Here is a 20,856-nt window from a genome sequence, read left to right as displayed (position 1 = left end):
TACGCTAGGGCCATGACAAACAAGGTTTACGTCGTCGGCGTGGGTATGACGAAATTCGAAAAACCCGGGCGACGGGAAAACTGGGACTATCCCGACATGGCGCGCGAGTCGGGGACCAACGCGCTGGCCGATGCCGGCATCGACTACCGCGAGGTCGAGCAGGGCTACGTCGGCTACGTTGCCGGTGACTCGACGTCAGGGCAGCGGGCGCTTTACGAGCTGGGTATGACGGGGATCCCGATCGTCAACGTCAACAACAATTGTTCAACGGGGTCCACGGCGCTTTTCTTAGCGGCGCAGGCCATCCGCGGCGGCGTCGCCGACTGCACCATCGCGCTCGGTTTCGAGAAGATGCAGCCCGGCTCGCTGGGCGGCGGCGCGCAGGACCGGGAATCACCGATGGCCAAACATGTCAAGGCGATGGCCGAGATCGACGAGTTCGCGATGCCCGTCGCGCCGTGGATGTTCGGCGCCGCCGGCCGCGAGCACATGCGTCAATACGGCAGCACCGCAGAACATTTCGCCAAGATCGGTTACAAGAATCACAAGCACTCGGTCAACAACCCGTATGCGCAATTCCAGGAGTCTTACACGCTCGACGACATCCTGGCCTCGCGGATGATTTCCGACCCGCTCACCAAGCTGCAGTGTTCGCCGACGTCGGATGGTTCGGCTGCCGCGATCCTGGCCAGTGAGCGGTTCGTCGACGGGCACGGGCTGGCCGCTCAGGCGGTCGAGATCGTCGGCCAAGCGATGACCACCGACTTCGCGTCGACCTTCGACGGCACCGCGAAGAATCTGGTCGGCTATGACATGAATGTGCAAGCAGCTCAGCGAGTTTACGACCAATCTGGTCTCGGGCCGGACGACTTCCAGGTGATCGAGCTGCACGACTGCTTTTCCGCCAACGAGCTGTTGCTCTACGAGGCGCTCGGGTTGTGCGGCGAAGGCGAGGCGCACAAACTCGTCGACAGCGGTGACACCACTTATGGCGGGCGTTGGGTGGTCAACCCGTCCGGCGGCCTGATCTCCAAGGGACATCCGCTCGGCGCGACAGGTCTAGCGCAGTGTTCGGAGCTGACGTGGCAACTGCGCGGCACCGCCGGCAAGCGTCAGGTCGAAGGCGTCACCGCGGCATTGCAGCACAACATCGGGCTGGGCGGGGCTGCGGTGGTCACCGCCTATCAGCGCGCCGAGCGGTGAACGAGCGCAGCGAAGTAGTTGCGCTGCCACAGGCCCGGACACACGCGGCTGGTGCGCCATGCGGCGAGTCGGATTTCCGTGCGACAGCTCGACGAGGGCCCCGCGGCTCAGGCGACGACCCAAATCGCCCGAGCGGCGGGGCTGCCCAGGTCGACGGTGGTCGCTCCGCCGTCGCCGGATGCCCCCGATGCATCCGATTCGATGGCTACCGAGATCACCCCGGCGAACTCGCGACGGGTCAGCACCCGTAGCCGCGAGTCGAGGCTGATGCCGATGCTGTCGAAGTAGCGCAGCATCTCGGGGTCGGCGTCGGAGATCCGCGCCACCGTGCCGACGTCACCGTCGTGGCATGCCCACAACTGGCGGGCCGGCGGGGTGGGCACCTGGCCGTCGGAGGCCGGGATCGGATCGCCGTGCGGGTCGCGCTGCGGATACCCCAGCTTGGCGTCGATGCGGGCCACCAGCCGGTCGGAGACCGCGTGCTCGAGGACCTCGGCCTCATCGTGCACCTCGTCCCAGCCGTAACCGAGCTCGTTGACCAGGAAGGTCTCCAGCAGGCGGTGCCGGCGCACCATCGCCAGCGCCGCCCGGCGGCCAGAGTCGGTCAACGTGACCGCGCCGTACTTCTCATGATCGACCAGACCCTGCTCGGCGAGTTTGCGGATCGATTCCGAGGCGGTGCTCGCCGACACCCCGAGCTTCTCGGCCAGCATCTTGGTGCTGACTTTCTCCCGCGACCACTCCTGGGCGTTCCAGATGACCTTCAGATAGTCCTGGGCAACCGCACTGAGCTCGCTTGGCTCGTCAGGGGCCACAACGGAAGTTTAAGCAACGTCTCACCTGATCTGGGGCTCGCCCACGTCCGGGGGGCTATCTTGCGCCGTAGGCTTGCGGTTGTGCAACGGTGGCGGGGGCAAGACGAGATCCCCACGGACTGGGGCAGATGCGTGCTCACGATCGGAGTGTTCGACGGTGTGCACCGGGGACACGCCGAGCTGATCGCGCACGCGGTCAAGGCCGGCCGGACCCGGGGCGTGCCGACGGTGCTGATGACGTTCGACCCGCACCCGATGGAGGTGGTCTTCCCGGGCAGTCATCCCGCGCAGCTGACGACGCTGGCCCGCCGTGCCGAGCTGGTCGAGGAACTCGGCATCGACGTGTTCCTGGTGATGCCGTTCACCAGCGATTTCATGAAGCTGACCCCCGAGCGTTACATCCACGAGCTGCTGGTTGAGCATTTGCACGTGGTCGAAGTCGTGGTGGGGGAGAACTTCACCTTCGGCAAGAAGGCGGCCGGCACCGTCGAGACGCTGCGCCGCGCCGGGGAGCGGTTCGGATTCGCAGTGGAAGCGATGTCACTGGTGTCCGAGCGCCATGACAGTGAGACGGTGACGTTCTCCTCGACCTATATCCGCTCCTGCGTGGATGCCGGCGACGTGGTGGCCGCCGCCGAGGCGCTGGGCCGCCCGCACCGGGTAGAGGGTGTGGTGGTTCGCGGCGAAGGCCGGGGGATGCGGTTGGGCTTCCCCACCGCCAATGTGGCGCCACCGATGTACTCGGCGATCCCCGCCGACGGGGTGTATGCCGCCTGGTTCACCGTGCTGGGCCGTGGACCCACGACCGGCACTGTCGTGCCGGGCGAGCGTTACCAGGCCGCGGTGTCGATCGGCACCAACCCGACGTTTTCCGGGCGCACCCGCACGGTCGAGGCATATGTGCTCGACGCCACCGCCGACCTGTACGGCCAGCACGTGGCGCTCGACTTCGTGGCACGCATCCGCGGGCAGCGCAAGTTCGATTCGGTCCGCGACCTGGTCGCCGCGATGAACGACGACACCGGCCGGGCCCGCGCACTGCTGTCTGCGGGCTAGTTTTTGCCGCTGATAGACTTTCCGGCGACACGGTGTGTGCTGCAGTTCGCGGCGGCCGCGCCGAATTCACCTCGCGGACCGATCGATGGAGAGTATTTCGTGGCGCTGACAGCCGAGCAGAAAAAGGAGATTCTGCGAGAGTACGGCCTGCACGAGACCGACACCGGGTCTCCCGAGGCGCAGGTGGCGCTGTTGACCAAACGGATCGCCGACCTGACCGAGCACCTCAAGGTCCACAAGCACGACCACCACTCCCGGCGTGGGTTGTTGCTGCTGGTGGGGCGGCGGCGCCGCCTGCTGAAATATGTGGCCCAGATCGATGTGGAGCGTTACCGCGCGCTCATCGAGCGCCTGGGTCTGCGCCGCTGACACAGCCAACGCGCGCCCTGGCCGCGGCGGCGATCACGGCAATCGCGCTCACCGCGTGCAGCGGGTGGTCGCCCGAGGCCGACACCGTTGACCTGCGGGTGGGTGACTGCCTGCGGCTCGGGGGCACCGCCCGGCGGCCAGTAGCGGTCAAGGTGGCCTGCGGCAGTCGGGCGTCGAACTTCAAGGTCGCGGCCACCGTCCCCACCCGCGAGCAGTGTCCGGGCGACGTCGACTCCGCCTACTCGGCGCGCAACGGATTCAGCGAAACCCACACCGCCTGCCTGGATATCGACTGGGCGGTCGGCGAGTGCATGAGCGTCGACCCGGACAACCGCACCGACCCGGTCCCAGCGGACTGCAACGACGAATCCGTGCCGCATCGCCAGCGCGCCACCCAGATACTCACCGGGCTGAGCGACCCGGTCAGCGTCGACCAGTGCCTCAGCGGCGTGGGCTACGCGTACGCCGAGCGGCGATTCGCGGTGTGCGTCGAGGACGTCGGCTAACGGGTTGACAACGCGCACCGCAACGGCCCCGGCAATCGGGATTGGCAAGAACGCGCAGCTAGACAGTGTAGAGTGGGGGCGTTCTGGGCCAGATCGCCCAGATCAGGTGCGGGCGCGCAATCCACGCGTACCGTCCCAGCGCGTCACAACAGGATGACAAACGCAGGAATGGCGAGTCTGTATCGCGCGGTCTTCGGTAGTGGCTGCCGGGTCTGTACCGGCCGCTTCGATCGACGGCCGTAGTCGGATTCAGACTCGCTGAGCTGCAGGTTTCCTGGAACCCGCCGGGGTTTGTGTGACCGCGCGAAACAGCTGAATATCCAGAGAGGCCACACGGACGTCCATGTCTGTCACAGAAATTGATCAGGGAGTTTTCGAGTCGACCGCCGTCATCGATAACGGCAGCCTCGGCACCCGCACCATCCGTTTCGAAACCGGCCGGCTGGCACAGCAAGCCGCCGGCTCCGTCGTCGCCTACCTCGACGAGGAGAACATGCTGCTGTCGGCGACCACCGTCGGCAAGACCCCCAAGGAACAGTTCGACTTCTTCCCGCTGACGGTCGACGTCGAGGAGCGTATGTACGCCGCGGGTCGCATCCCCGGTTCGTTCTTCCGCCGCGAGGGACGGCCGTCCACTGACGCGATCCTGACCTGTCGGCTCATCGACCGCCCGCTGCGCCCGTCGTTCGTCGACGGCCTGCGTAACGAAATTCAGATCGTGGTGACGATCCTGAGCCTGGACCCCAATGAGCTCTACGATGTGCTGGCGATCAACGCCGCGTCGGCGTCGACCCAACTGGGCGGGCTGCCGTTTTCCGGCCCGATCGGCGGCGTCCGGGTCGCGCTGATCGACGGCACATGGGTGGCGTTCCCGACGGTCGAACAGACCGAGCGGGCGACGTTCGACATGGTGGTGGCCGGCCGGGTGGTCGGAACCATAGACGGCAAGCCCGACGTCGCCATCATGATGGTCGAGGCCGAAGCCACCGAAAACGCCGTGGAACTGATCGGGGGCGGAGCGCAGGCGCCGACGGAAACCGTTGTGGCCGAGGGTCTTGAGGCCGCTAAGCCGTTCATTGCCACGCTGTGCGCGGCCCAGCAGGAACTGGCCGACGCGGCGGCGAAGCCGACCGGGGAATTCCCGTTATTCCCCGACTACGGTGACGACGTGTACTACTCGGTGGCTTCGGTTGCCACCGACGATCTGGCCGCCGCGCTGACCATCCCCGGCAAGACCGAACGCAATAACCGCACCGACGAGATCAAGGCCGAGGTGCTGGCGCGGCTCGCCGACACCTATCCGGGTCGTGAGAAAGAGGTCAGTGCGGCGTTTCGCGCGCTGACCAAGAAACTGGTGCGCCAACGCATCCTGACCGACCATTTCCGCATCGACGGCCGTGGCGTCACCGACATCCGCGCGCTGTCCGCCGAAGTCTCCGTGGTGCCGCGAGCGCATGGCAGCGCGTTGTTCGAGCGCGGCGAAACCCAGATCCTCGGCGTCACCACGCTTGACATGATCAAGATGGCCCAGCAGATCGACTCGCTGGGGCCGGAAACCACCAAGCGGTACATGCACCACTACAACTTCCCGCCGTTCTCCACCGGCGAAACCGGCCGCATCGGCTCGCCGAAGCGGCGCGAGATCGGGCACGGCGCCCTGGCAGAGCGAGCGCTGATCCCGGTGCTGCCCAGCGTCGAGGAATTCCCGTACGCGATCCGCCAGGTCTCAGAAGCGTTGGGCTCCAACGGTTCCACGTCGATGGGGTCGGTGTGCGCGTCCACGCTGGCGCTGCTCAACGCCGGGGTGCCGCTTAAAGCGCCGGTGGCGGGCATCGCAATGGGTCTGGTTTCCGACGACGTTGAGCTGCCCGATGGGCGCACCGAGCGCCGCTTCGTGACGCTGACCGACATCCTGGGCGCCGAGGACGCCTTCGGCGACATGGACTTCAAGGTTGCCGGCACCAGGGACTTCGTCACCGCGCTGCAACTTGACACCAAACTCGACGGGATTCCGTCGGAGGTGCTCGCCGGCGCGCTGGCCCAGGCCCGTGACGCCCGGCTGACCATCTTAGAGGTCATGGCCGAGGCCATCGACAGGCCAGACGAGATGAGCCCCTACGCGCCGCGGGTCACCACCATCCACGTGCCGGTCGACAAGATCGGTGAGGTGATCGGGCCCAAGGGCAAGATCATCAACGCCATTACCGAGGAGACCGGCGCACAAATCTCCATCGAGGACGACGGCACGGTGTATGTCGGTGCCACCGACGGACCGTCTGCGGAGGCTGCGATCGAGCGGATCAACGCGATCGCCAACCCGCAGCTGCCCAAGGTCGGCGAGCGGTTCCTCGGAACCGTGGTCAAGACAACCGATTTCGGTGCGTTCGTGTCGTTGCTGCCGGGACGCGACGGCCTGGTGCACATCTCTAAGCTCGGCAAGGGCAAGCGCATCGCCCGGGTCGAGGACGTGCTCAACGTGGGCGACAAGCTGCGAGTCGAGATCGCCGATATCGACAGGCGAGGCAAGATCTCGTTGGTGCCGCTCGGCGACGACGAGTCAGCGAGTTCAGGGGCCGCGCCAGCCGATGCCGCGACGGCCAGCAGTTAACACCGGCGCCCTGCGGCGCGGCCAGCACAGCGCCGAGCCGTCCGCCGCGATCCGGCGTACCACGCTGCCCGGCGGTCTGCGCGTGGTCACCGAGTATCTGCCCGCGGTGCGCTCCGCGTCGGTGGGGGTCTGGGTTGGAGTCGGATCGCGTGACGAGGGAGCCACCGTCGCCGGGGCCGCGCACTTTTTGGAGCACTTGCTGTTCAAGTCCACGCCGACCCGCACGGCGGTGGATATCGCGCAGGCGATGGATGCCGTCGGAGGCGAGCTGAACGCGTTCACCGCCAAGGAACACACCTGCTACTACGCGCACGTGCTCGACAGCGATCTCGAACTGGCAGTCGACCTGGTTTCCGATGTGGTGCTCAACGGCCGTTGTGCGGCCGAGGACGTCGAATTGGAACGCGATGTCGTGCTCGAAGAGATCGCGATGCGCGACGATGATCCCGAGGACACACTGGCCGACCTGTTTTTGGGCGCCCTGTTCGGCGATCACCCGGTAGGTCGGCCCGTAATCGGCACCGTGCAATCGGTGTCGGCGATGACGCGCACCCAACTGCACTCGTTTCACGTACGCCGCTACACACCCGAGCGGATGATCGTCGCGGTGGCCGGCAACGTCGACCACGACGAAGTGGTGGGATTGGTTCGCGAACATTTCGGGCCGCGGCTGGTGCGGGGACGCCGGCCGGCCGCGCCACGCAAGGGCGCCGGGCGGATCAATGGCCGGCCGCGTTTGGCGGTGCTCAACCGGGATGCCGAACAAACCCATGTAAGTCTGGGAGTGCGCACACCCGGCCGGCATTGGCAGCATCGCTGGGCGCTCTCCGTGTTGCACACCGCGCTCGGCGGTGGCTTGAGTTCTCGGCTGTTCCAGGAGGTCCGCGAAGCCCGTGGCCTGGCCTACTCGGTGTACTCGTCGCTGGACATTTTCGCCGACAGCGGTGCGCTATCGATATATGCCGCCTGCCTGCCCGAGCGGTTCAGCGATGTCGCGCAGGTGACGTGTGACGTGCTCGAAGCGGTAGCGCGCGATGGCATCACGGAAGCCGAATGCCGGATTGCCAAGGGTTCGCTGCGCGGCGGGCTGGTGCTTGGCCTGGAGGATTCCAGTTCGCGGATGAACCGCATCGGGCGAAGTGAGTTGAATTATGGCGAGCATCGCAGCATCGAACACACGCTACGAGAGCTCGACGCCGTCAGCGTCGACGAAGTCAACACGGTGGCGCGCCGACTCCTGCGCAGGCCCTACGGGGTCGCGGTTCTGGGTCCTTACCGCTCGAGACGAGCGGTGCCGCAACAGCTTCGGGCGATAGTACAGTAGCGCCATGGTCTTAGGCTTCTGGGATCTTGAGGTCCCCGTGGTGGGAGCGCCGATGGCCGGCGGCCCGGGTACGCCGGCGCTGGCGGCAGCGGTGACCAATGCCGGCGGGTTGGGTTTCGTCGCCGGCGGGTACCTGACCCCGGAGCGTCTGGCCGACGACATTGCGGCGGCGCGCGCCGCCACGACCGGCCCGATCGGCGTCAACCTGTTTGTGCCGCAACCCAGCGTCGCCGACTACGTGCAGCTGGACCGCTACGCCGAAGAACTCGACGAGATCGCCGAGCACTACGACGTCGAGGTGGGCCAGCCCCGGTTCGGTGACGACGACGGTTGGCAGCGCAAGCTGGAGGTGATTGCCGACGTCAGGCCCGAGGTGGTGTCGTTTACCTTCGGCGCGCCGTCACCGGATGTGCTGCGCTGGTTCGGCGCGCTGGGTATCTTGCTGTTCATCACGGTGACGTCGACCTATGAGGCGGGCGTGGCCGTGGCTGCGGGCGCCGACGGCCTGGTGGTGCAGGGGCCGGATGCCGGCGGGCACCGCGGCACCTTCGCCCCGGACATGAATCCGGGCACGGAGCCGCTGGGTGAACTTCTGAGCAAAATCCGTGCCGCGCACGATGTTCCCCTGATCGCCGCGGGTGGCTTGGGGACGGCCGAAGACGTCGCCGGTGTATTGCGCAGGGGAGCGGTGGCCGCGCAGGTTGGCACCGCACTGCTGTTGGCCGACGAAGCCGGTACGTGCTCTGCGCATCGCACCGCGTTGCAAAACCCGCAGTTTGGCAGGACGCTGGTGACTCGGGCATTCTCGGGGCGATTTGCCCGCGGACTCGAAAACGACTTCACCCGCTTGCTCGACGACGTTGCGCCGCTTGGTTATCCAGAGGTCAACCACATGACGTCGCCGATCCGCAAGGCAGCCGCTGCCGCCGATGACCCGCATGGGATAAACCTCTGGGCCGGAACCGCATTCGCTAGGGCTCGCTCGGGCCCTGCGGCGGACATCGTCGCCGCGCTCGCCGACGTGTGATGTCAGGCCAGCACCGTTGCCGGGTCGGTGAACGGCAGACCGAGATCGGCGGCAACTTGCTCGCACAGCAGCGCGCCGTCGTGGGTTGACAGCCCTTTGGCCAGTGCGGGATCGGATCGGCACGCCGCTTGCCAGCCGTGGTCGGCCAGGGTGATCACATAGGGCATGGTGGCGTTGGTCAACGCGGATGTCGACGTCTTGGGAACCGAAGCGGGCATGTTCGTGACACAGTAAAACACCGTGTCGTGCACCCCGAACGTCGGGTTGTCGTGCGTGGTCGGCCGCGAGTCCTCGAAACAGCCCCCCTGGTCGATGGCAATGTCGACCAGCACTGCACCGGGTTTCATTTGCGCGACAAGCGAATTCGATACCACTTTTGGGGCCTTGGCGCCGGGCACCAGGACCGCGCCGATCACCAGGTCGGCCTGCTTGACGACGTCTTCGAGATCGTAGGTCGATGAGTATCTGGTACGGACCTGACCGCTGAATGCGGCGTCGAGCTTCCGCAATTTGTTGATGTTGATGTCGAGAACGGTGACGTGCGCACCCATGCCACTGGCGAGTCGGGCAGCGTTGTAGCCGGCGGTGCCGCCGCCGATCACCACCACGTCGGCCGGCTCCACACCGGGTACCCCACCCATCAGCAGGCCGCGACCGCCGTGGGTGCGCATCAGATGGTACGCGCCGACTTGAGCGGAGAGCCGCCCGGCGATCTCGCTCATCGGTGCCAGCAACGGCAGCTCGCCGGCGGCGGTTTGGACGGTCTCGTAGGCGATCGATGTGATTCCAGACGTCAGCAGCGCTTCGGTGCACGACCGCGAAGCTGCCAGGTGCAGGAAGGTAAACAAGATCTGACCGCGCCGCAGGCGGGCGTACTCGGCCGGGGTTGGCTCCTTGACCTTGAGCACAAGTTCGGCGGCAGCCCAGACCTCGTCGGCGGTGCTCACCAGTTGCGCGCCCGTGGCCTTGAAATCGGCGTCGGCGATGGCCGAGCCCTCGCCGGCACCGGCCTGGACGAGTACCTCGTGGCCCCTTCGTGTCAGTTCGGCAACGCCGGCGGGGGTGATAGCGACCCGGAATTCGTTGTTCTTGGTCTCGGTCGGAATCCCGACACGCATGGTCGCTCCTTAGCCAGAGCTCGCTGGAAAAGACCTCCTTCAATTGTGAAGAAAGTTCGATGTCTCTGCAATCTGACTGTCGATAATTCTCTAGACTGCGGCATATGCCTGTAGATCTCACTGAACCCGCGCGTACTGGCGCGGCCGAGGCGAAGGATCTTCGGCCGGCAAATCTCGATGATGTGGACCGTCGGATCTTGAGCCTGCTGCATGCCGATGCCCGGATCACGAACAGCGCGCTCGCCGAAAAGGTTGGGGTCGCTGCTTCGACCTGTCATGGCCGGGTTCGACGGTTGGTGGAGCTTGGCGTGATCCGCGGCTTCTACACCGACCTTGATCCGGTCGCCGTCGGACTGCCGTTGCAGGCCATGATTGCGGTCAACCTGCAATCCAGCGCCCGCGGCAGGATCCGCAATTTCATCCAGCAGATTCGGCGCAAGCCGCAGGTGATGGATGTCTACTTCCTTGCCGGTCCCGACGATTTCATCCTGCACGTCGCGGCCCGCGATACCGAAGACCTGCGGTCCTTCGTGGTCGAGAACCTCAATGCCGACGCCGATGTCGCGGGCACCCAGACGTCGCTGATCTTCGAGCATCTCCGCGGGGCCGCACCGCTGTAGAGCAGAATCCCAAAAGTGACCGCGCTATCAAATAGTGATTAACATAAGGGCTGTAACCTGCATGTATCGAAAGCGAGTTCATTTCAGCTTGCTCGAACGTGTGTTGAGTTTTCAGCTCACAGTCGTCGAACTCGCCTGCGTCGCAGTGCTCTTCGGTGCGCCGTATCTCGCGGTCGGCATCATGTGGGCCAGCACCCACACCGCCCACGTGGAACAATTGCAGGGTTTGCACCTGATGGTGTGCCTGCTCGGATCGATCGCACTGTGGCCGGCACTCGCGTTCGGTGGCGTCTGCGTGACCTAATCGTGGAGGATCCCTTATGTCCGTGCATGGTTCGTCTGACCACGATCTCGCGCACCCCGGACAGACGCCGTATCTGCTCACCATGTTGCGTCGCCTGGTGAATTATCAGGTCAGCCTAGGTGCGCTGGTCGAGATGGCATTGGTGTGCGCGATCCCCTATCTTGCCATCGGCGCGATCGTCGCCGGCGCGCACGGTGAGGGACTGCGCCAGGTGCAGGTCGAGCAGGGACACGACGCTTTGGTGACCTTCGTAGCGTCACTCATCTCCTGGCCGGTGTTGCTGTTCTCTCACTCCTGCGCGACGTGATGCGCTGCGGCGCTGATCGGTAGCGCACTGTCCGCCGACGGTAAGCAACACCGTTACAATCTGCGCTGTAGTCATGGCGGGAGGTGGGCGCATGGCAGCGGAGTTCGTTCAGGTGGACCCGGTGGCGGTGGCGGCGGGCAGCACCCACCTAGAAGCCTCGGTGGGCGACGCCGCGATCGACTTCGTGGTGCATGAGGACCAGCTGGCTGATGCCGCGCTGGGCTGGATCGGCGAGTCGGCTAAGGCGCTGTCGGAAGTGATGACGCGCTGGGCGACCCGTCACGCCGAGCACAAGCGCGCTGTCGGTGGGCTGTCGTACCACATGGCCACGGCGGGAACCGCCTTCACCGCCAACGAGAGACACAGCGCGCAGACGCTTTCGGCGCTCGACCCGCGATGACCGACCTGACTCCCGACGACGTGCGTCGCTGGGACGCCGCCGCGGTGCTCAAGGTGTTCCAGGTCGCTACCAACCGCGCAACGACACTGGGCATGTTCGGGGAGGACTTGGGTCAGACAGGTCAGCTGCTCGCCGAGTGGCAGGGCGAGGCAGGCTCGGCGTTCCACAGCAGCCTAGGGAAGCTGCGCACCGACATCGACAAAGACGGCCACGAGTCGACGCAAGTGGCCGCCGCGGTGAGCACGGCCTCGGCGGACGTGCAAACCTGCAAGACGATGATGAGCCAGGTCGACGAAACCGCCGAGACACTGGGCTTCACCATCACCTCGGACTGGAGGGTCAACGTCAGCGAAACAGCCGTTCTGCTGATGGGGCCGCAGGAAGCCGAGCTGCAGCGCCAGATTCTCCAAACCGACCTCGACGCGGTGAAGACCAAGGCGCACACCACCGACCACGAACTGGCCACCGCGATGCGCGCCGCCGTCGGCGACGGCGGCCTCGACTCCGACGGCGGCGCTGGCGCCTACCCTCCCCCTCGCAAGCACAGCGGTGAACAGCCGACCAAAAACGGCAAGGCTCAAAGCGCAGGAGCCGACGGTGGCCCTGCGCAATTGCCGTCAACGCCGACGCCGGGAGCGGACGGGCACGCCAGCGAGGGCCCCGGGCTCACGGTGACGAAGGGGGATGTGGCGATCGGGGCTGCGGGTGCGGTGGCCGGTGGTACCGCCGAGGGTGTGCGTCAGACGACGCTCAAGGCCATCAAAGAATCCCCTGGCACGGGCCCCGGCAAGGCTGACCCCGGCTTGTTGAAGTGGTTTGAGGACCCGACCGTTGGCGGCGTCGAACTCAAGGGATTCTCCCGTGTGAGCGGGGTGGTTGCTGCAGCCAGCGCGGTACCAGCCGTCATGTCCGACATCCATGACGGAAACTCGGTGGCCGAGGCGGTTACCCGTGAAGGCGTCGGAACCGTAGCCGGGCTTGGTTTAGGCGCAGTGGTAGGAGACGCGGCAGCTGGTGCGGTAATCGGTTCGGTCGTTCCGGGGGCAGGGACCGCGGTCGGTGTGGCAGTCGGCGCCGTTGTGGGAGCAGCCGCCGCTTTGGGGGCATCCAAGGGTGTCGAGATGGTGTGGCATCCGGTCGCGGATGCGGTCGGTAGCGCGGTGCACGGTGTGGAGTCGCTCTTTGGTTTCGGGTAGGTCGACGGCGATGCGATTCGATGAGTTCACAGAGAAGCATGGCCTCGCTGTGTCACCGGTCAATCGGTTTGCCGGCTTCCTTGTTGAGGTGGGGGTACCGAAGGGCTGGGAGCCGTTTGATTCCGCTCCAGGGGTGCGGGTGTGGGCTTGGCGCGACGATCCGTGCATCGACGTGTTTTGTGCCAACGCGGTGTTGACGATGCATCGCGTGGAGGCCCCACTGGACCCCGCTGAAGTGTTCACCATGCTGGTCCACCAGCAGCTGCAGTCGGTGCCGCGATGCCGCGAACTGCGTCGCGAAATCGGCCCGGCCGGTGAATCCGGCGGGGTCCAGGGATTCCTCGCGATGCACATCACCCATGAGCTCGGCACCATCGACAGCGCAGCACAGACCCGGATCATCACGGCTGGACAGGAGACGCTGATCGCGCAACTAACGGTGACCGCGCTCCGTGATTCACCGGTGGACCGGACACACATCCGGCTGACCGTCCGGCCGGGCGCGGCGGCAGGCCCTGCGCCGGCCGGTCACCACTGCGCCCCAGTAATCGCAACGGAGGACCGTCACTAATGGCTGGCGGCGGGGCGAAAACCCGTTGGAAACGCGCATTGCGCTACAGCTTCGGCGGCGCCCTGTGCCTGCTGGCGGGCATCAACGTGCTGATTGGATCGGCCTGGTACCTATGCCTCATCGTTGCTGTGACCGGCAGCATCATTGTCGTCGGGCAGCGCCGTATTTTTCGTGCAGGGGTCAGCCGGTCCGGGGACCAGATCGTCTGCCGCTACATTCCCTGGTACGAGGGCAACGCGTACTTCTTGAACGTGCTGCTCCCCCTCATGGGAGTCGCCATGGTTGCGGCAGGGTTCGCTCCTGGCTATCCGGCGTGGTTTCGACTCGGCGGCATCTTTCTCCTTGTTCTGATCCCGCTGTTCACGCACTCCGCCATACGGATGTGGCGCCGATGCCGTCTCAGCATCTCCCCGGCAACGCTGGCCATACGTCTAGCACCGACGTGGGAGCTCATCGAAATTCGACGTGAGCTTGTCCAGGCGATCACTTCCAAGGTCGTCTCCAACGGTGTGGGCGGCCAATCATTGCGAGTCGAGATTGCCTACCACGACCCGGATTTGAGCAGCGGCCCGACCAAGACCGTGGTGCTCAGCCCGCAGTTGAGCGTTGAGCCGATCAACCTCCTCAACGCACTCGTCGTCTGGAAAGACGGCGCCAATGACAATCCCAGCGAGTTGTTGGATCGGGTCGAACAAGTCCTTCGAGGCCATTCAATGGCTGGCGTGTGACCGCGTCACGCTGCTCATCAATGCAATCAACCGATGAGTTTGGTCGGTATCGCCCCATCGCTCGAGATGGCGTTGCTGTGTGCGATCCCGTATCTGGTTTTCTGCGCGATCGTCGCCGGTGCGCACGGGTGAGGGACTGCGCCAGGTGCAGGTCGAGCAGGGACACGACGCCTTGGTGACCTTCGTAGCGTCACTCGTTTCCTGGCCGGTGTTGCTGTTCGCTCCCTCCTGCGCGACGTGATGCGCGGCGGGCACTGATCAGCCGGTGTCGCCGTCGTCATCGAAGAACCGTTCGGGGTGGTGGTAGTTGTTGGTTTGGGGTTGGCCGTGGTCGAGGTGGGGTGGGGGGATCCAGTGGGTTTGGCCGTTGGTGTTTTTGATGGTGCGCCAGCCTTGTTCGGCGAGGGTGTGGTCGGGTTGGCAGGCTAGCGTGAGTTTGTCGATGTTGGTGTGTCCGCCGCGGGCCCAGTTGTCGGTGTGGTGGACTTCGCACCAGTAGCCGGGCACATCGCAGCCGGGTGCTGTGCAGCCGCGGTCTTTGGCATAAACATCGCGATGATGCACTGCTAGGAATCAATGGAGTGTGGCAATGAACCGTCTCGAACACGTTCTGACGCGGCAGCGGCACGAATGCCGGTTCACCTGGTGCGAAACATCACCCGATAACCCGGTGGACGCGACCTCACACTGGTCCGATGTCATGTACACGCCAGCCTCGGTGCGCGACGGCAACCCCGAGCTGCTAGCGTCCGACCGGAGTCCGCTTCGGATCGGTGTGGGCTTAACCTGCGACGACCTCGAAAACGAACCCGTGTCCATCGTGCTACACGTTGACGGCGGTGCCCGCGACCTGGACGCTCAGGCGAACCTCACTGTTGATGAAGCGCGCGCCTTGAGCGACACGCTCACGGCAGCTATCACCGCCGCCACAGGCGGCGCGGCCGTGCGCGCCGGGCTGGGAAGTACGCGATGAGGGCAACCATCGTGCGCAAAGACCTGCTCCGCTACGTGCTGGACACGCTGCCGTGGGACGGCCGCGACACGTGGAATATCGGCCGCATCATCGACGACCTGCTGGCCGAATACCCCGACCTGCTCGGCGAGCAAGACCTGTCCGGCTACCCCGGCCCGGACCGGGTGATCCAGTACCTCGAGGACCACATCGACCACGACGCCTACTGGCGCATCTCGAGCGGTGGGACTCAATGAGGGCCCCTCGTCTGGCGCGAATGGCATAACCGAAACCCTGTCAGAGTGACTGGTTAACGTGCATGCACTCACCCCGCAAACCCTGGCGCGCCAGCCACCCAACAAAGGAAGAAACCCGTGAACACAACCCGCCCACACAGCAACATCCCAAGTCAGATACTCCGCGACGTCGAGACCCGCGGTTCTTCGGGGGTATCGCGCTGCGAGTCCAGGTGTTCGCACACGCGCTGGGTTGACCGTCACCCCACGGCCACAACCACACTGATCCTGGCCATCCCGATCACCATCTGCGCGATGCTGGCCGCCCACCCGCTCGCCGGCACCATCACCCTGCTGGTCGGCGCGGCCGCCGGCCTGGCCTGGCTGGCAGACCGCGAACGCTCCCGCCGCGAAGCCATAGCCGCACGCGCCGACCGCCAGCACCAGCAGCTCATCACCGGCATACCACCGCTAACTGCATGCCTAGCCGGCACGCCCCCCGACACGCCGACGATACGCCTGCAACCGGCACGCCTCCGAACACCACCTACGCCTGCCGCCAACCGGAGCCAAACAATTAGCACACCGAGAACCCGTACGCGCGCGTACGGGTAATTCGCCGTCACCCTCACCCACCGCCACATCCTCGGCATCACCGCCGCACCCGTTGCACGCCAACACATTTAGCCGCCCCCACCGGACCCCGCGGTGCTGTCCCGGCGAAAACCTGGGGTTGTGGGCGGCCCAAAATCCACAGAACCGCGCGGCGAGGGTGGCGGGCCGGGGAGGGGTGGGGTGCGTGGGGGTGGCGGTGGGTTTGGCGGGCGTTCGGCTTTGCCGCTGGGGTGGTGTGGCGCGCCGCCACTCTGGTCTGGTTGCGCCCATCCGCGTTTGATCCATTGTTTTGCGGTGTGTGCTGGGATGTTGTGGATGGTGCCGCCGCGTTGTTTGCCGTTCCAGCAGACGAGTGTGCCGGGGGTGATGTGAACGGTTTGCGGGGTGGTGTCGCGGTGGGCGCGGCGGGTCATGGGGGTTTAGGTGGTGTGGATTTTGACGATGGCGGCGGGGTTTGGGAATCCGAAGCCGAGTCGCACGATGCCTCGGATGGCGATGCGGTCGCTTGTGAAGAATACGCTTGCGTCGGTTTCGATCTCGGCTTGTTCGCGTACGACCATGAAGCATTGGGTTTGGGGGATGGCCCATACGGTGTTGTCGGTGTCGTCGATGTAGGGGGTGACGAGTAGTGGCACGCCGAGGATTTGGCGTTGTCCTGGGCTGGTGGGGTCGGGGCCGAGTAGGGGCAGGTTGAAGGTGTCGCCGACTTTGAGTTTCGCTAATGTCATCGCGGTCGCGGGGCTGGTGGCGAACGCGGTGATCTGCCCGTTGTGTTGGGCTGATAGGTAGATGGCGTCGCTGAATGGGTCTGAGTTGGTGTAGGTTGTGCCGGCGATGATTTCGGTGATCCCGGATTGGCCGGCGAGCCCGGTTGGCCCGTTGGGTGTGGTTGCGGCGAATAGTGCTTGGTCGGTTCGCCGTACCAGGTCGCGGACGATTCCTTGTCCGATTGTGTCGGCGGCGGCGGGGCTGGAATCGTTGGCCAGTTCGCGGCTGATGACGCTTAGTGCTGCGAGTTTGCTTGGTTCGACGAGTAGTTCGTCAACGGCGGCGTCGGATACGGTGATTTCTTGGCCTTCGGCTACCCATGAGGCTTGCGGGTCGTTGGTGACGATGGGGATTCGGTATTCGTGACGGTCGGTGAAGACCGTTGTCAGTGTTTGACCGGCGATTGATTGTTCGATCAGTGGGCGGATGATGAGGTCGCCGATTTGTTCTTGGGCCAGGATCGGCCCGAAGGTCGCGGTGGTCGCGGACATGCAACAACTCCAACAAACGGGGATTGGTTGTTTTCCGCGTTCCCCGCTGGGGTTGCGCGGTGGGCCGCAGACCCTCGGTGTTTGGGATTTGAGTATACCCGGCAAAGCGTGAATCGTGTTTCAGCGGCGTTGGCCGCCGTCACGCACGGTCACCATGACCGCACACGTCAACCCCGCGCGGATCCACAGTCGCGTTTGCGCTGCCCCAAGTTGCCGGCATCAACAACTTGGGTGAACTGCACAAACTGCGGATCGACGGTCGGTGCATCCGTTGGCTCTCCGCTTGCCGAACGCACGCCGTCACCGACATTGCCGGTCACGCGCGGAGATGGTCGCCACCAACCACAACGGCCAGCGTTGTGGTTGGTGGCGGCAACCACGGTGCTTAAGACCGTGGTTGCCGGCGACGGCCGCGACCGGCTGTCCCGGCGATGGCGTCCTGGTCGGCCGGTTCAAGATCAGGTGTTCCATTTGGAACACCTGATATCTCACGCTGCACCGTCCCGAGACCGGCTCCTGTTGCTGCGGCGGTGGCCCGGACGATGAGCGGCTATCGGTGGGCGATGATGTCGCTCCAGGTGATTCCGCTGCTGGCCACTGTGGAGTATTGTCCCCAGTTTCGGCGGGCCGGCCGGGGTTTGGCCAGGCGGGGGCGCCGGTCGGCCAGTGCGGTGGCGCACAACACAAGCCGTTCGCGGTCGAGGTTACCGTCTTCGGTGTAGAAGTCGCCGGGTTGTACGCCGCCGATTTCAAACAGGTCGGCCGGTTGGTCGAGAATGTCGGCGACCACCTGTTCGCATTCGCGCCGCTGGTAGGCGGCCAGCCGGGCGGCCAGCGTGTCGCGTTCGGCTTCCACTGCTCGTAGCCGTGTGCGGTATTTGGCGGCTTCCCGGTTGGCTGGAGCCTGACCGTTATCGTCGGCACTGTTTTCGTTTTCACCGGGTTCTGTGCCGGGGTTCTCGGCCGATTCGGGTTCTGTGCCGGGGTTCTCGGCAAGTTCGCCGGGTTCCGTCATGGTGTGGCTCCTTCCAGTTGCGGCCAACAACGTGCGCGCATGGTCGGCGACTGATAGTAGACAACAGTGGTTAGATCGTCTGGAAGTTGGAAACCTAAGTGCTGCAATAGTGTTCGCTCAGCATCGGTTGCCGGTCGGGTCATTTCCCGGCGACAAGTGTCAGTGTTGTATCTGGCTTTTCGGGCGAACATGGCCAGGTCGTGAAACAGGGTGGCGTCCTCGGCGCGCTGCAAATCGGCTGGTAGGTGTGTGAACACCAGCCAGCCGCGCGGGTCAGGTTGCGGGTACTGGTCGCCGATCACGTCGTCAGGCATCGTCGCTAATCCTCGCGATCACGGATTTCAGCAGTTCGCGTACCAGGATCAAACCGCGGTGAAAATCATTGCCCCCCAATGCTGTACAAGCAACTTCCATCAAAAATACGACACCCAAAAGGGTGTAAACGGGTTCTTTGTTCAACGTGACAGTGTCGGCGTCAATAACGCCGGTTGCGTTGGCGCAACGCGCCATTTCCAGCAATTCAAGCGCGGTTGAACCAGCGCGCCGACGAACCTCGCCGTCGATAACGATCTCAATCATCGTTCTCCCTTTTTTCTTTGGTGCTGCAATTTCTCGCGGCCACCGGAACGATGCCAGCCGCAAGTCTGGCCGGGCCGGGTGACCACGACGCGGCAGCGGCCACCGGCCGCCGTGGCCCGTCCGCAACGGGTCGGCGCGAGCCGGACACGCGACCGCCAGTACGGCGGCAACGCGCCGAGCTGTTCGTGCTCGACGGCCCGGCACGCCGAGTCGAAGCCCGCGGTCGGGTCACCTAAACGGTCGGCGTCGGCCACCAGCAGCGTCGTGTCCCCGTCCGAGCCGACCGCCGCCACCGCGAGGAAACCGGGCGCGCCCACATCGCAAAGGTGTGTCGAACGGCGGCTGTCGATCAGCAATGTCGCGTCGAGCTCGCGGTCGATCATGGGCGAGTCCCCTGTCCGGTGATGGCTTCGATGTGCGGGCAAGCGATGACCGGCCCGCAGTGCGGGCAAATAAGGTCCGGCTCGATGCCCACGTGTGCTCTCGGTCGGGCTGTCTGACGGTTTCCGGCCTCGCCGTTAAGACGCGCGGTAGTTTGCTGGACCCGCTCGGCGTGGTCGGTGGTTGCGTTGGTGGCATCACCCGCCCGAGTGGTGTCCGGCTCGGGCGGCTGGGTGTCATCCGAGCGCTCGTCACCAACTTTTCCGTTTGTATGCGTGACATCCGTGACAAGCGTGACATTTTCGGAAAACAGCTGCTCAGATGGTGTTTTCGATGTCACGCTTGTGTCACGGATGTCACGCTCATCCGTGCCGATGTCACGCTTGTCACGGATCGGATTTCTATCCGTGACGCGCTGACCTGCAATGTCACGCTTGTCACGGATGTCACGCTTGATAGCGTCGGGCAGCCAGCGTGACCACGCCTGCCCAAGCCCTGTTTGACCCTCGACCCGGTACCCTTTGGCGCGCGCATCGCCAATACGCACGGTCTCAGAGACGACGCCATAGCGTTTCAATTCCTTTGCTAGCCGGCGCTCGTTGAGCGGTTTACCGAACAGGTCGGACCATTCGGACTCGGCGTCGGATGTCAACGCGGTGAGGATGTCGGCAGTGAACATGCGCTCCCGGTTGTCGAACACGTCCTGGATGTCGCGGAGCAGCCGCGCACCAAGCGACAGTCGATCCTCGGGATTGGACTCGAAGTAAGAGCAGGCGGCGCGCGCACGCTCCGGCCAGTCGGCTCCGGCCACGTCGGCGACCGATAACAATGGCTCCCAAACCTCGGCACGCCGGTCGCGCACGCCAGGCGGCATGCCGGGCCGGGCCTGCGCCAGCGCGTCGAGTGCGGTCTCGACCCATGCTGCAATGCCCGCACGCAGCGGCCGCGCTTCGATTTCGACGTCCCTTTCACGCCAGTCGCTGAGGCGTTCGTCAGGTAACCGGCGGCGCATGTGCATGACGATTGCGCGGCTGGTGACCGTGCGGGGAATCTTGCCCTCCAAGCCGGCCAGCGCCGCTGGCGCAAACACGCGAAAATCACGCACGTCCATGTTTTTGGCGTCCCCGACGCAGCGGTCAACGACGGCACCACGTCGATAGCCGTTGTCGTAGATCGCTCGCAAGTCTTCGGCCTGCGTGCTCGCTCCCCGGCCAAATATCGCGTCGGCTTCGTCTTGCAAAACGGTCGGAGGATGGTCACCGGCAGCGTCGATGCGCCGATACAAAGCTGCTGGAGATGTCGAGACGATCAGCCGTGGCGCGTAGCACAGTTTTTCGAGCACTTCCAGTACCCGAGTTTTGCCACTACCCCATTCCGGGGACTCAAGCACAAGCCGCGGTGTCGTATAGAACGCTTCGATGGCCCACGTGTGCACTGCCCACAAACTAAGCGCGACAAGATGATGTTCGCTTGGGAGCGCCAGGAATCGAGCGGCGAACGATTCGATGTCGTCAAGCAGCTCCGCGCCGCTCTCCGGCTCGCCTTCGCCGTACCAGTCGTGCAGTTCGTCGGAGCGGTCCACGTCGCCGCGTGGCGCGTGCTTGCCGCTTGCGATGATTTGCCGTCCGCGTTCGACCAGCTCGAGGTCCGAGCGGTGTGCGCTCATT

24 protein-coding genes and 1 pseudogene are annotated in these 20,856 nt (G+C 65.0%); 16 read left to right on the top strand and 9 right to left on the bottom strand.

The window, feature by feature from the left end; all coding sequences use genetic code 11:
- Nucleotides 1-12: 12 nt before the first annotated feature.
- Entirely contained in the window at nucleotides 13-1,203 is a 1,191-nt protein-coding gene (locus tag MHEC_RS16245; RefSeq protein WP_048893439.1) for a lipid-transfer protein, read from the top strand.
- A gap of 107 nt (nucleotides 1,204-1,310) precedes the next feature.
- Here the strand turns inward: MHEC_RS16245 and mntR are convergent, their stop codons facing one another.
- Nucleotides 1,311-2,018, bottom strand: coding sequence for a manganese-binding transcriptional regulator MntR (mntR, locus tag MHEC_RS16240; protein WP_048893440.1), 708 nt, complete (start codon nucleotides 2,016-2,018; stop codon nucleotides 1,311-1,313).
- A gap of 81 nt (nucleotides 2,019-2,099) precedes the next feature.
- Between mntR and MHEC_RS16235 the strand changes: the two genes are divergently transcribed.
- From MHEC_RS16235 to MHEC_RS16210, 6 genes are all read left to right on the top strand, one after another.
- Nucleotides 2,100-3,074 carry a bifunctional riboflavin kinase/FAD synthetase gene (locus tag MHEC_RS16235; protein ID WP_048893441.1) on the top strand — a complete coding sequence of 325 codons (975 nt, stop codon included), beginning with the start codon at nucleotides 2,100-2,102 and terminating at the stop codon, nucleotides 3,072-3,074.
- Between the two features lie 99 nt (nucleotides 3,075-3,173).
- Nucleotides 3,174-3,443, top strand: a complete 270-nt coding sequence (gene rpsO, locus MHEC_RS16230) for a 30S ribosomal protein S15 (RefSeq protein WP_048893452.1) — start codon at nucleotides 3,174-3,176, stop codon at nucleotides 3,441-3,443.
- Complete coding sequence (gene lppU, locus MHEC_RS16225; RefSeq protein ID WP_071700556.1) at nucleotides 3,440-3,949, top strand: LppU family putative lipoprotein; 510 nt, start codon at nucleotides 3,440-3,442, stop codon at nucleotides 3,947-3,949. Before rpsO ends, lppU begins: the two co-directional genes overlap by 4 nt.
- 343 nt (nucleotides 3,950-4,292) lie before the next feature.
- The gene (locus MHEC_RS16220; RefSeq protein ID WP_048893442.1) at nucleotides 4,293-6,557 is read left to right on the top strand and encodes a polyribonucleotide nucleotidyltransferase; all 2,265 of its coding nucleotides are present in this window, start codon (nucleotides 4,293-4,295) and stop codon (nucleotides 6,555-6,557) included.
- The gene (locus tag MHEC_RS16215) at nucleotides 6,535-7,881 is read left to right on the top strand and encodes a M16 family metallopeptidase (RefSeq protein ID WP_048893443.1); all 1,347 of its coding nucleotides are present in this window, start codon (nucleotides 6,535-6,537) and stop codon (nucleotides 7,879-7,881) included. The genes MHEC_RS16220 and MHEC_RS16215 overlap by 23 nt, the downstream gene beginning before the upstream one ends.
- 4 nt (nucleotides 7,882-7,885) lie before the next feature.
- Nucleotides 7,886-8,908, top strand: a complete 1,023-nt coding sequence (locus MHEC_RS16210; RefSeq protein WP_048893444.1) for a nitronate monooxygenase — start codon at nucleotides 7,886-7,888, stop codon at nucleotides 8,906-8,908.
- Between the two features lie 2 nt (nucleotides 8,909-8,910).
- On the opposite strand, the gene ald is transcribed toward MHEC_RS16210, so the two are convergent.
- A complete protein-coding gene (gene ald / locus MHEC_RS16205; protein ID WP_048893445.1) occupies nucleotides 8,911-10,026 on the bottom strand; it encodes an alanine dehydrogenase in 1,116 nt (371 codons plus the stop codon).
- Nucleotides 10,027-10,130: 104 nt separating this feature from the next.
- Between ald and aldR the strand changes: the two genes are divergently transcribed.
- From aldR to MHEC_RS16170, 7 genes are all read left to right on the top strand, one after another.
- Entirely contained in the window at nucleotides 10,131-10,646 is a 516-nt protein-coding gene (aldR, locus tag MHEC_RS16200; RefSeq protein ID WP_048893446.1) for an HTH-type transcriptional regulator AldR, read from the top strand.
- A gap of 88 nt (nucleotides 10,647-10,734) precedes the next feature.
- The gene (locus MHEC_RS16195; protein ID WP_048893454.1) at nucleotides 10,735-10,950 is read left to right on the top strand and encodes a hypothetical protein; all 216 of its coding nucleotides are present in this window, start codon (nucleotides 10,735-10,737) and stop codon (nucleotides 10,948-10,950) included.
- A 16-nt stretch (nucleotides 10,951-10,966) separates the two neighbouring features.
- Nucleotides 10,967-11,257 carry a hypothetical protein gene (locus MHEC_RS16190; protein WP_048893447.1) on the top strand — a complete coding sequence of 97 codons (291 nt, stop codon included), beginning with the start codon at nucleotides 10,967-10,969 and terminating at the stop codon, nucleotides 11,255-11,257.
- 91 nt (nucleotides 11,258-11,348) lie between these two features.
- The gene (locus tag MHEC_RS16185; protein WP_048893448.1) at nucleotides 11,349-11,657 is read left to right on the top strand and encodes a hypothetical protein; all 309 of its coding nucleotides are present in this window, start codon (nucleotides 11,349-11,351) and stop codon (nucleotides 11,655-11,657) included.
- Complete coding sequence (locus MHEC_RS24455) at nucleotides 11,654-12,853, top strand: hypothetical protein (RefSeq protein WP_235434985.1); 1,200 nt, start codon at nucleotides 11,654-11,656, stop codon at nucleotides 12,851-12,853. Before MHEC_RS16185 ends, MHEC_RS24455 begins: the two co-directional genes overlap by 4 nt.
- A gap of 10 nt (nucleotides 12,854-12,863) precedes the next feature.
- Nucleotides 12,864-13,424, top strand: coding sequence for a hypothetical protein (locus tag MHEC_RS16175; RefSeq protein ID WP_048893449.1), 561 nt, complete (start codon nucleotides 12,864-12,866; stop codon nucleotides 13,422-13,424).
- Complete coding sequence (locus MHEC_RS16170; protein ID WP_048893450.1) at nucleotides 13,424-14,152, top strand: hypothetical protein; 729 nt, start codon at nucleotides 13,424-13,426, stop codon at nucleotides 14,150-14,152. The genes MHEC_RS16175 and MHEC_RS16170 overlap by 1 nt, the downstream gene beginning before the upstream one ends.
- A gap of 258 nt (nucleotides 14,153-14,410) precedes the next feature.
- Here the strand turns inward: MHEC_RS16170 and MHEC_RS16165 are convergent.
- Nucleotides 14,411-14,701, bottom strand: a pseudogene (locus MHEC_RS16165) (HNH endonuclease signature motif containing protein); the annotation flags it as partial.
- 40 nt (nucleotides 14,702-14,741) lie between these two features.
- Between MHEC_RS16165 and MHEC_RS16160 the strand changes: the two are divergent.
- Together MHEC_RS16160 and MHEC_RS16155 are read left to right on the top strand one after the other, a co-directional pair.
- Nucleotides 14,742-15,125 (top strand): hypothetical protein, encoded by a 384-nt coding sequence (locus MHEC_RS16160; RefSeq protein ID WP_071700667.1) that lies wholly within the window; start codon nucleotides 14,742-14,744, stop codon nucleotides 15,123-15,125.
- A complete protein-coding gene (locus MHEC_RS16155) occupies nucleotides 15,122-15,361 on the top strand; it encodes a hypothetical protein (protein ID WP_071700666.1) in 240 nt (79 codons plus the stop codon). Before MHEC_RS16160 ends, MHEC_RS16155 begins: the two co-directional genes overlap by 4 nt.
- A 1,013-nt stretch (nucleotides 15,362-16,374) precedes the next feature.
- Here the strand turns inward: MHEC_RS16155 and MHEC_RS16150 are convergent.
- The 6 genes from MHEC_RS16150 to MHEC_RS16125 form a co-directional block, all read right to left on the bottom strand.
- Nucleotides 16,375-17,214 (bottom strand): phage major capsid protein, encoded by an 840-nt coding sequence (locus MHEC_RS16150; RefSeq protein ID WP_071700642.1) that lies wholly within the window; start codon nucleotides 17,212-17,214, stop codon nucleotides 16,375-16,377.
- 550 nt (nucleotides 17,215-17,764) lie between these two features.
- A complete protein-coding gene (locus MHEC_RS16145) occupies nucleotides 17,765-18,229 on the bottom strand; it encodes a hypothetical protein (protein ID WP_071700643.1) in 465 nt (154 codons plus the stop codon).
- Nucleotides 18,226-18,543 carry a hypothetical protein gene (locus MHEC_RS16140; RefSeq protein WP_071700644.1) on the bottom strand — a complete coding sequence of 106 codons (318 nt, stop codon included), beginning with the start codon at nucleotides 18,541-18,543 and terminating at the stop codon, nucleotides 18,226-18,228. Before MHEC_RS16140 ends, MHEC_RS16145 begins: the two co-directional genes overlap by 4 nt.
- Nucleotides 18,536-18,808 (bottom strand): hypothetical protein, encoded by a 273-nt coding sequence (locus MHEC_RS16135; protein WP_071700645.1) that lies wholly within the window; start codon nucleotides 18,806-18,808, stop codon nucleotides 18,536-18,538. Before MHEC_RS16135 ends, MHEC_RS16140 begins: the two co-directional genes overlap by 8 nt.
- A complete protein-coding gene (locus tag MHEC_RS16130; RefSeq protein ID WP_071700646.1) occupies nucleotides 18,805-19,191 on the bottom strand; it encodes a hypothetical protein in 387 nt (128 codons plus the stop codon). Before MHEC_RS16130 ends, MHEC_RS16135 begins: the two co-directional genes overlap by 4 nt.
- Nucleotides 19,188-20,855: a DUF3631 domain-containing protein gene (locus MHEC_RS16125; protein ID WP_099869322.1), complete on the bottom strand. Its 1,668-nt coding sequence runs from the start codon at nucleotides 20,853-20,855 to the stop codon at nucleotides 19,188-19,190. The genes MHEC_RS16130 and MHEC_RS16125 overlap by 4 nt, the downstream gene beginning before the upstream one ends.
- Nucleotide 20,856 lies beyond the last annotated feature (1 nt).

It is taken from the genome of Mycobacterium heckeshornense (genome assembly GCF_016592155.1).
Classification (GTDB): Bacteria; Actinomycetota; Actinomycetes; order Mycobacteriales; family Mycobacteriaceae; genus Mycobacterium; species Mycobacterium heckeshornense.
Note: the sequence above shows the minus strand (reverse complement) of the source record. Positions and strands in the feature narration are given on the sequence as shown.

Bases quoted from the DNA above. Each gene is read 5' to 3' on its own strand.
- MHEC_RS16245 (WP_048893439.1), top strand. From the start codon at position 13: ATGACAAACAAGGTTTACGTCGTCGGCGTGGGTATGACGAAATTCGAA.
- MHEC_RS16220 (WP_048893442.1), top strand. From the start codon at position 4,293: ATGTCTGTCACAGAAATTGATCAGGGAGTTTTCGAGTCGACCGCCGTC.
- MHEC_RS16215 (WP_048893443.1), top strand. From the start codon at position 6,535: ATGCCGCGACGGCCAGCAGTTAACACCGGCGCCCTGCGGCGCGGCCAG.
- MHEC_RS16210 (WP_048893444.1), top strand. From the start codon at position 7,886: ATGGTCTTAGGCTTCTGGGATCTTGAGGTCCCCGTGGTGGGAGCGCCG.
- ald (WP_048893445.1), bottom strand. From the start codon at position 10,026: ATGCGTGTCGGGATTCCGACCGAGACCAAGAACAACGAATTCCGGGTC.
- aldR (WP_048893446.1), top strand. From the start codon at position 10,131: ATGCCTGTAGATCTCACTGAACCCGCGCGTACTGGCGCGGCCGAGGCG.
- MHEC_RS16190 (WP_048893447.1), top strand. From the start codon at position 10,967: ATGTCCGTGCATGGTTCGTCTGACCACGATCTCGCGCACCCCGGACAG.
- MHEC_RS16185 (WP_048893448.1), top strand. From the start codon at position 11,349: ATGGCAGCGGAGTTCGTTCAGGTGGACCCGGTGGCGGTGGCGGCGGGC.
- MHEC_RS24455 (WP_235434985.1), top strand. From the start codon at position 11,654: ATGACCGACCTGACTCCCGACGACGTGCGTCGCTGGGACGCCGCCGCG.
- MHEC_RS16175 (WP_048893449.1), top strand. From the start codon at position 12,864: ATGCGATTCGATGAGTTCACAGAGAAGCATGGCCTCGCTGTGTCACCG.
- MHEC_RS16170 (WP_048893450.1), top strand. From the start codon at position 13,424: ATGGCTGGCGGCGGGGCGAAAACCCGTTGGAAACGCGCATTGCGCTAC.
- MHEC_RS16160 (WP_071700667.1), top strand. From the start codon at position 14,742: ATGAACCGTCTCGAACACGTTCTGACGCGGCAGCGGCACGAATGCCGG.
- MHEC_RS16155 (WP_071700666.1), top strand. From the start codon at position 15,122: ATGAGGGCAACCATCGTGCGCAAAGACCTGCTCCGCTACGTGCTGGAC.
- MHEC_RS16150 (WP_071700642.1), bottom strand. From the start codon at position 17,214: ATGTCCGCGACCACCGCGACCTTCGGGCCGATCCTGGCCCAAGAACAA.
- MHEC_RS16145 (WP_071700643.1), bottom strand. From the start codon at position 18,229: ATGACGGAACCCGGCGAACTTGCCGAGAACCCCGGCACAGAACCCGAA.
- MHEC_RS16140 (WP_071700644.1), bottom strand. From the start codon at position 18,543: ATGCCTGACGACGTGATCGGCGACCAGTACCCGCAACCTGACCCGCGC.
- MHEC_RS16135 (WP_071700645.1), bottom strand. From the start codon at position 18,808: ATGATTGAGATCGTTATCGACGGCGAGGTTCGTCGGCGCGCTGGTTCA.
- MHEC_RS16130 (WP_071700646.1), bottom strand. From the start codon at position 19,191: ATGATCGACCGCGAGCTCGACGCGACATTGCTGATCGACAGCCGCCGT.
- MHEC_RS16125 (WP_099869322.1), bottom strand. From the start codon at position 20,855: ATGAGCGCACACCGCTCGGACCTCGAGCTGGTCGAACGCGGACGGCAA.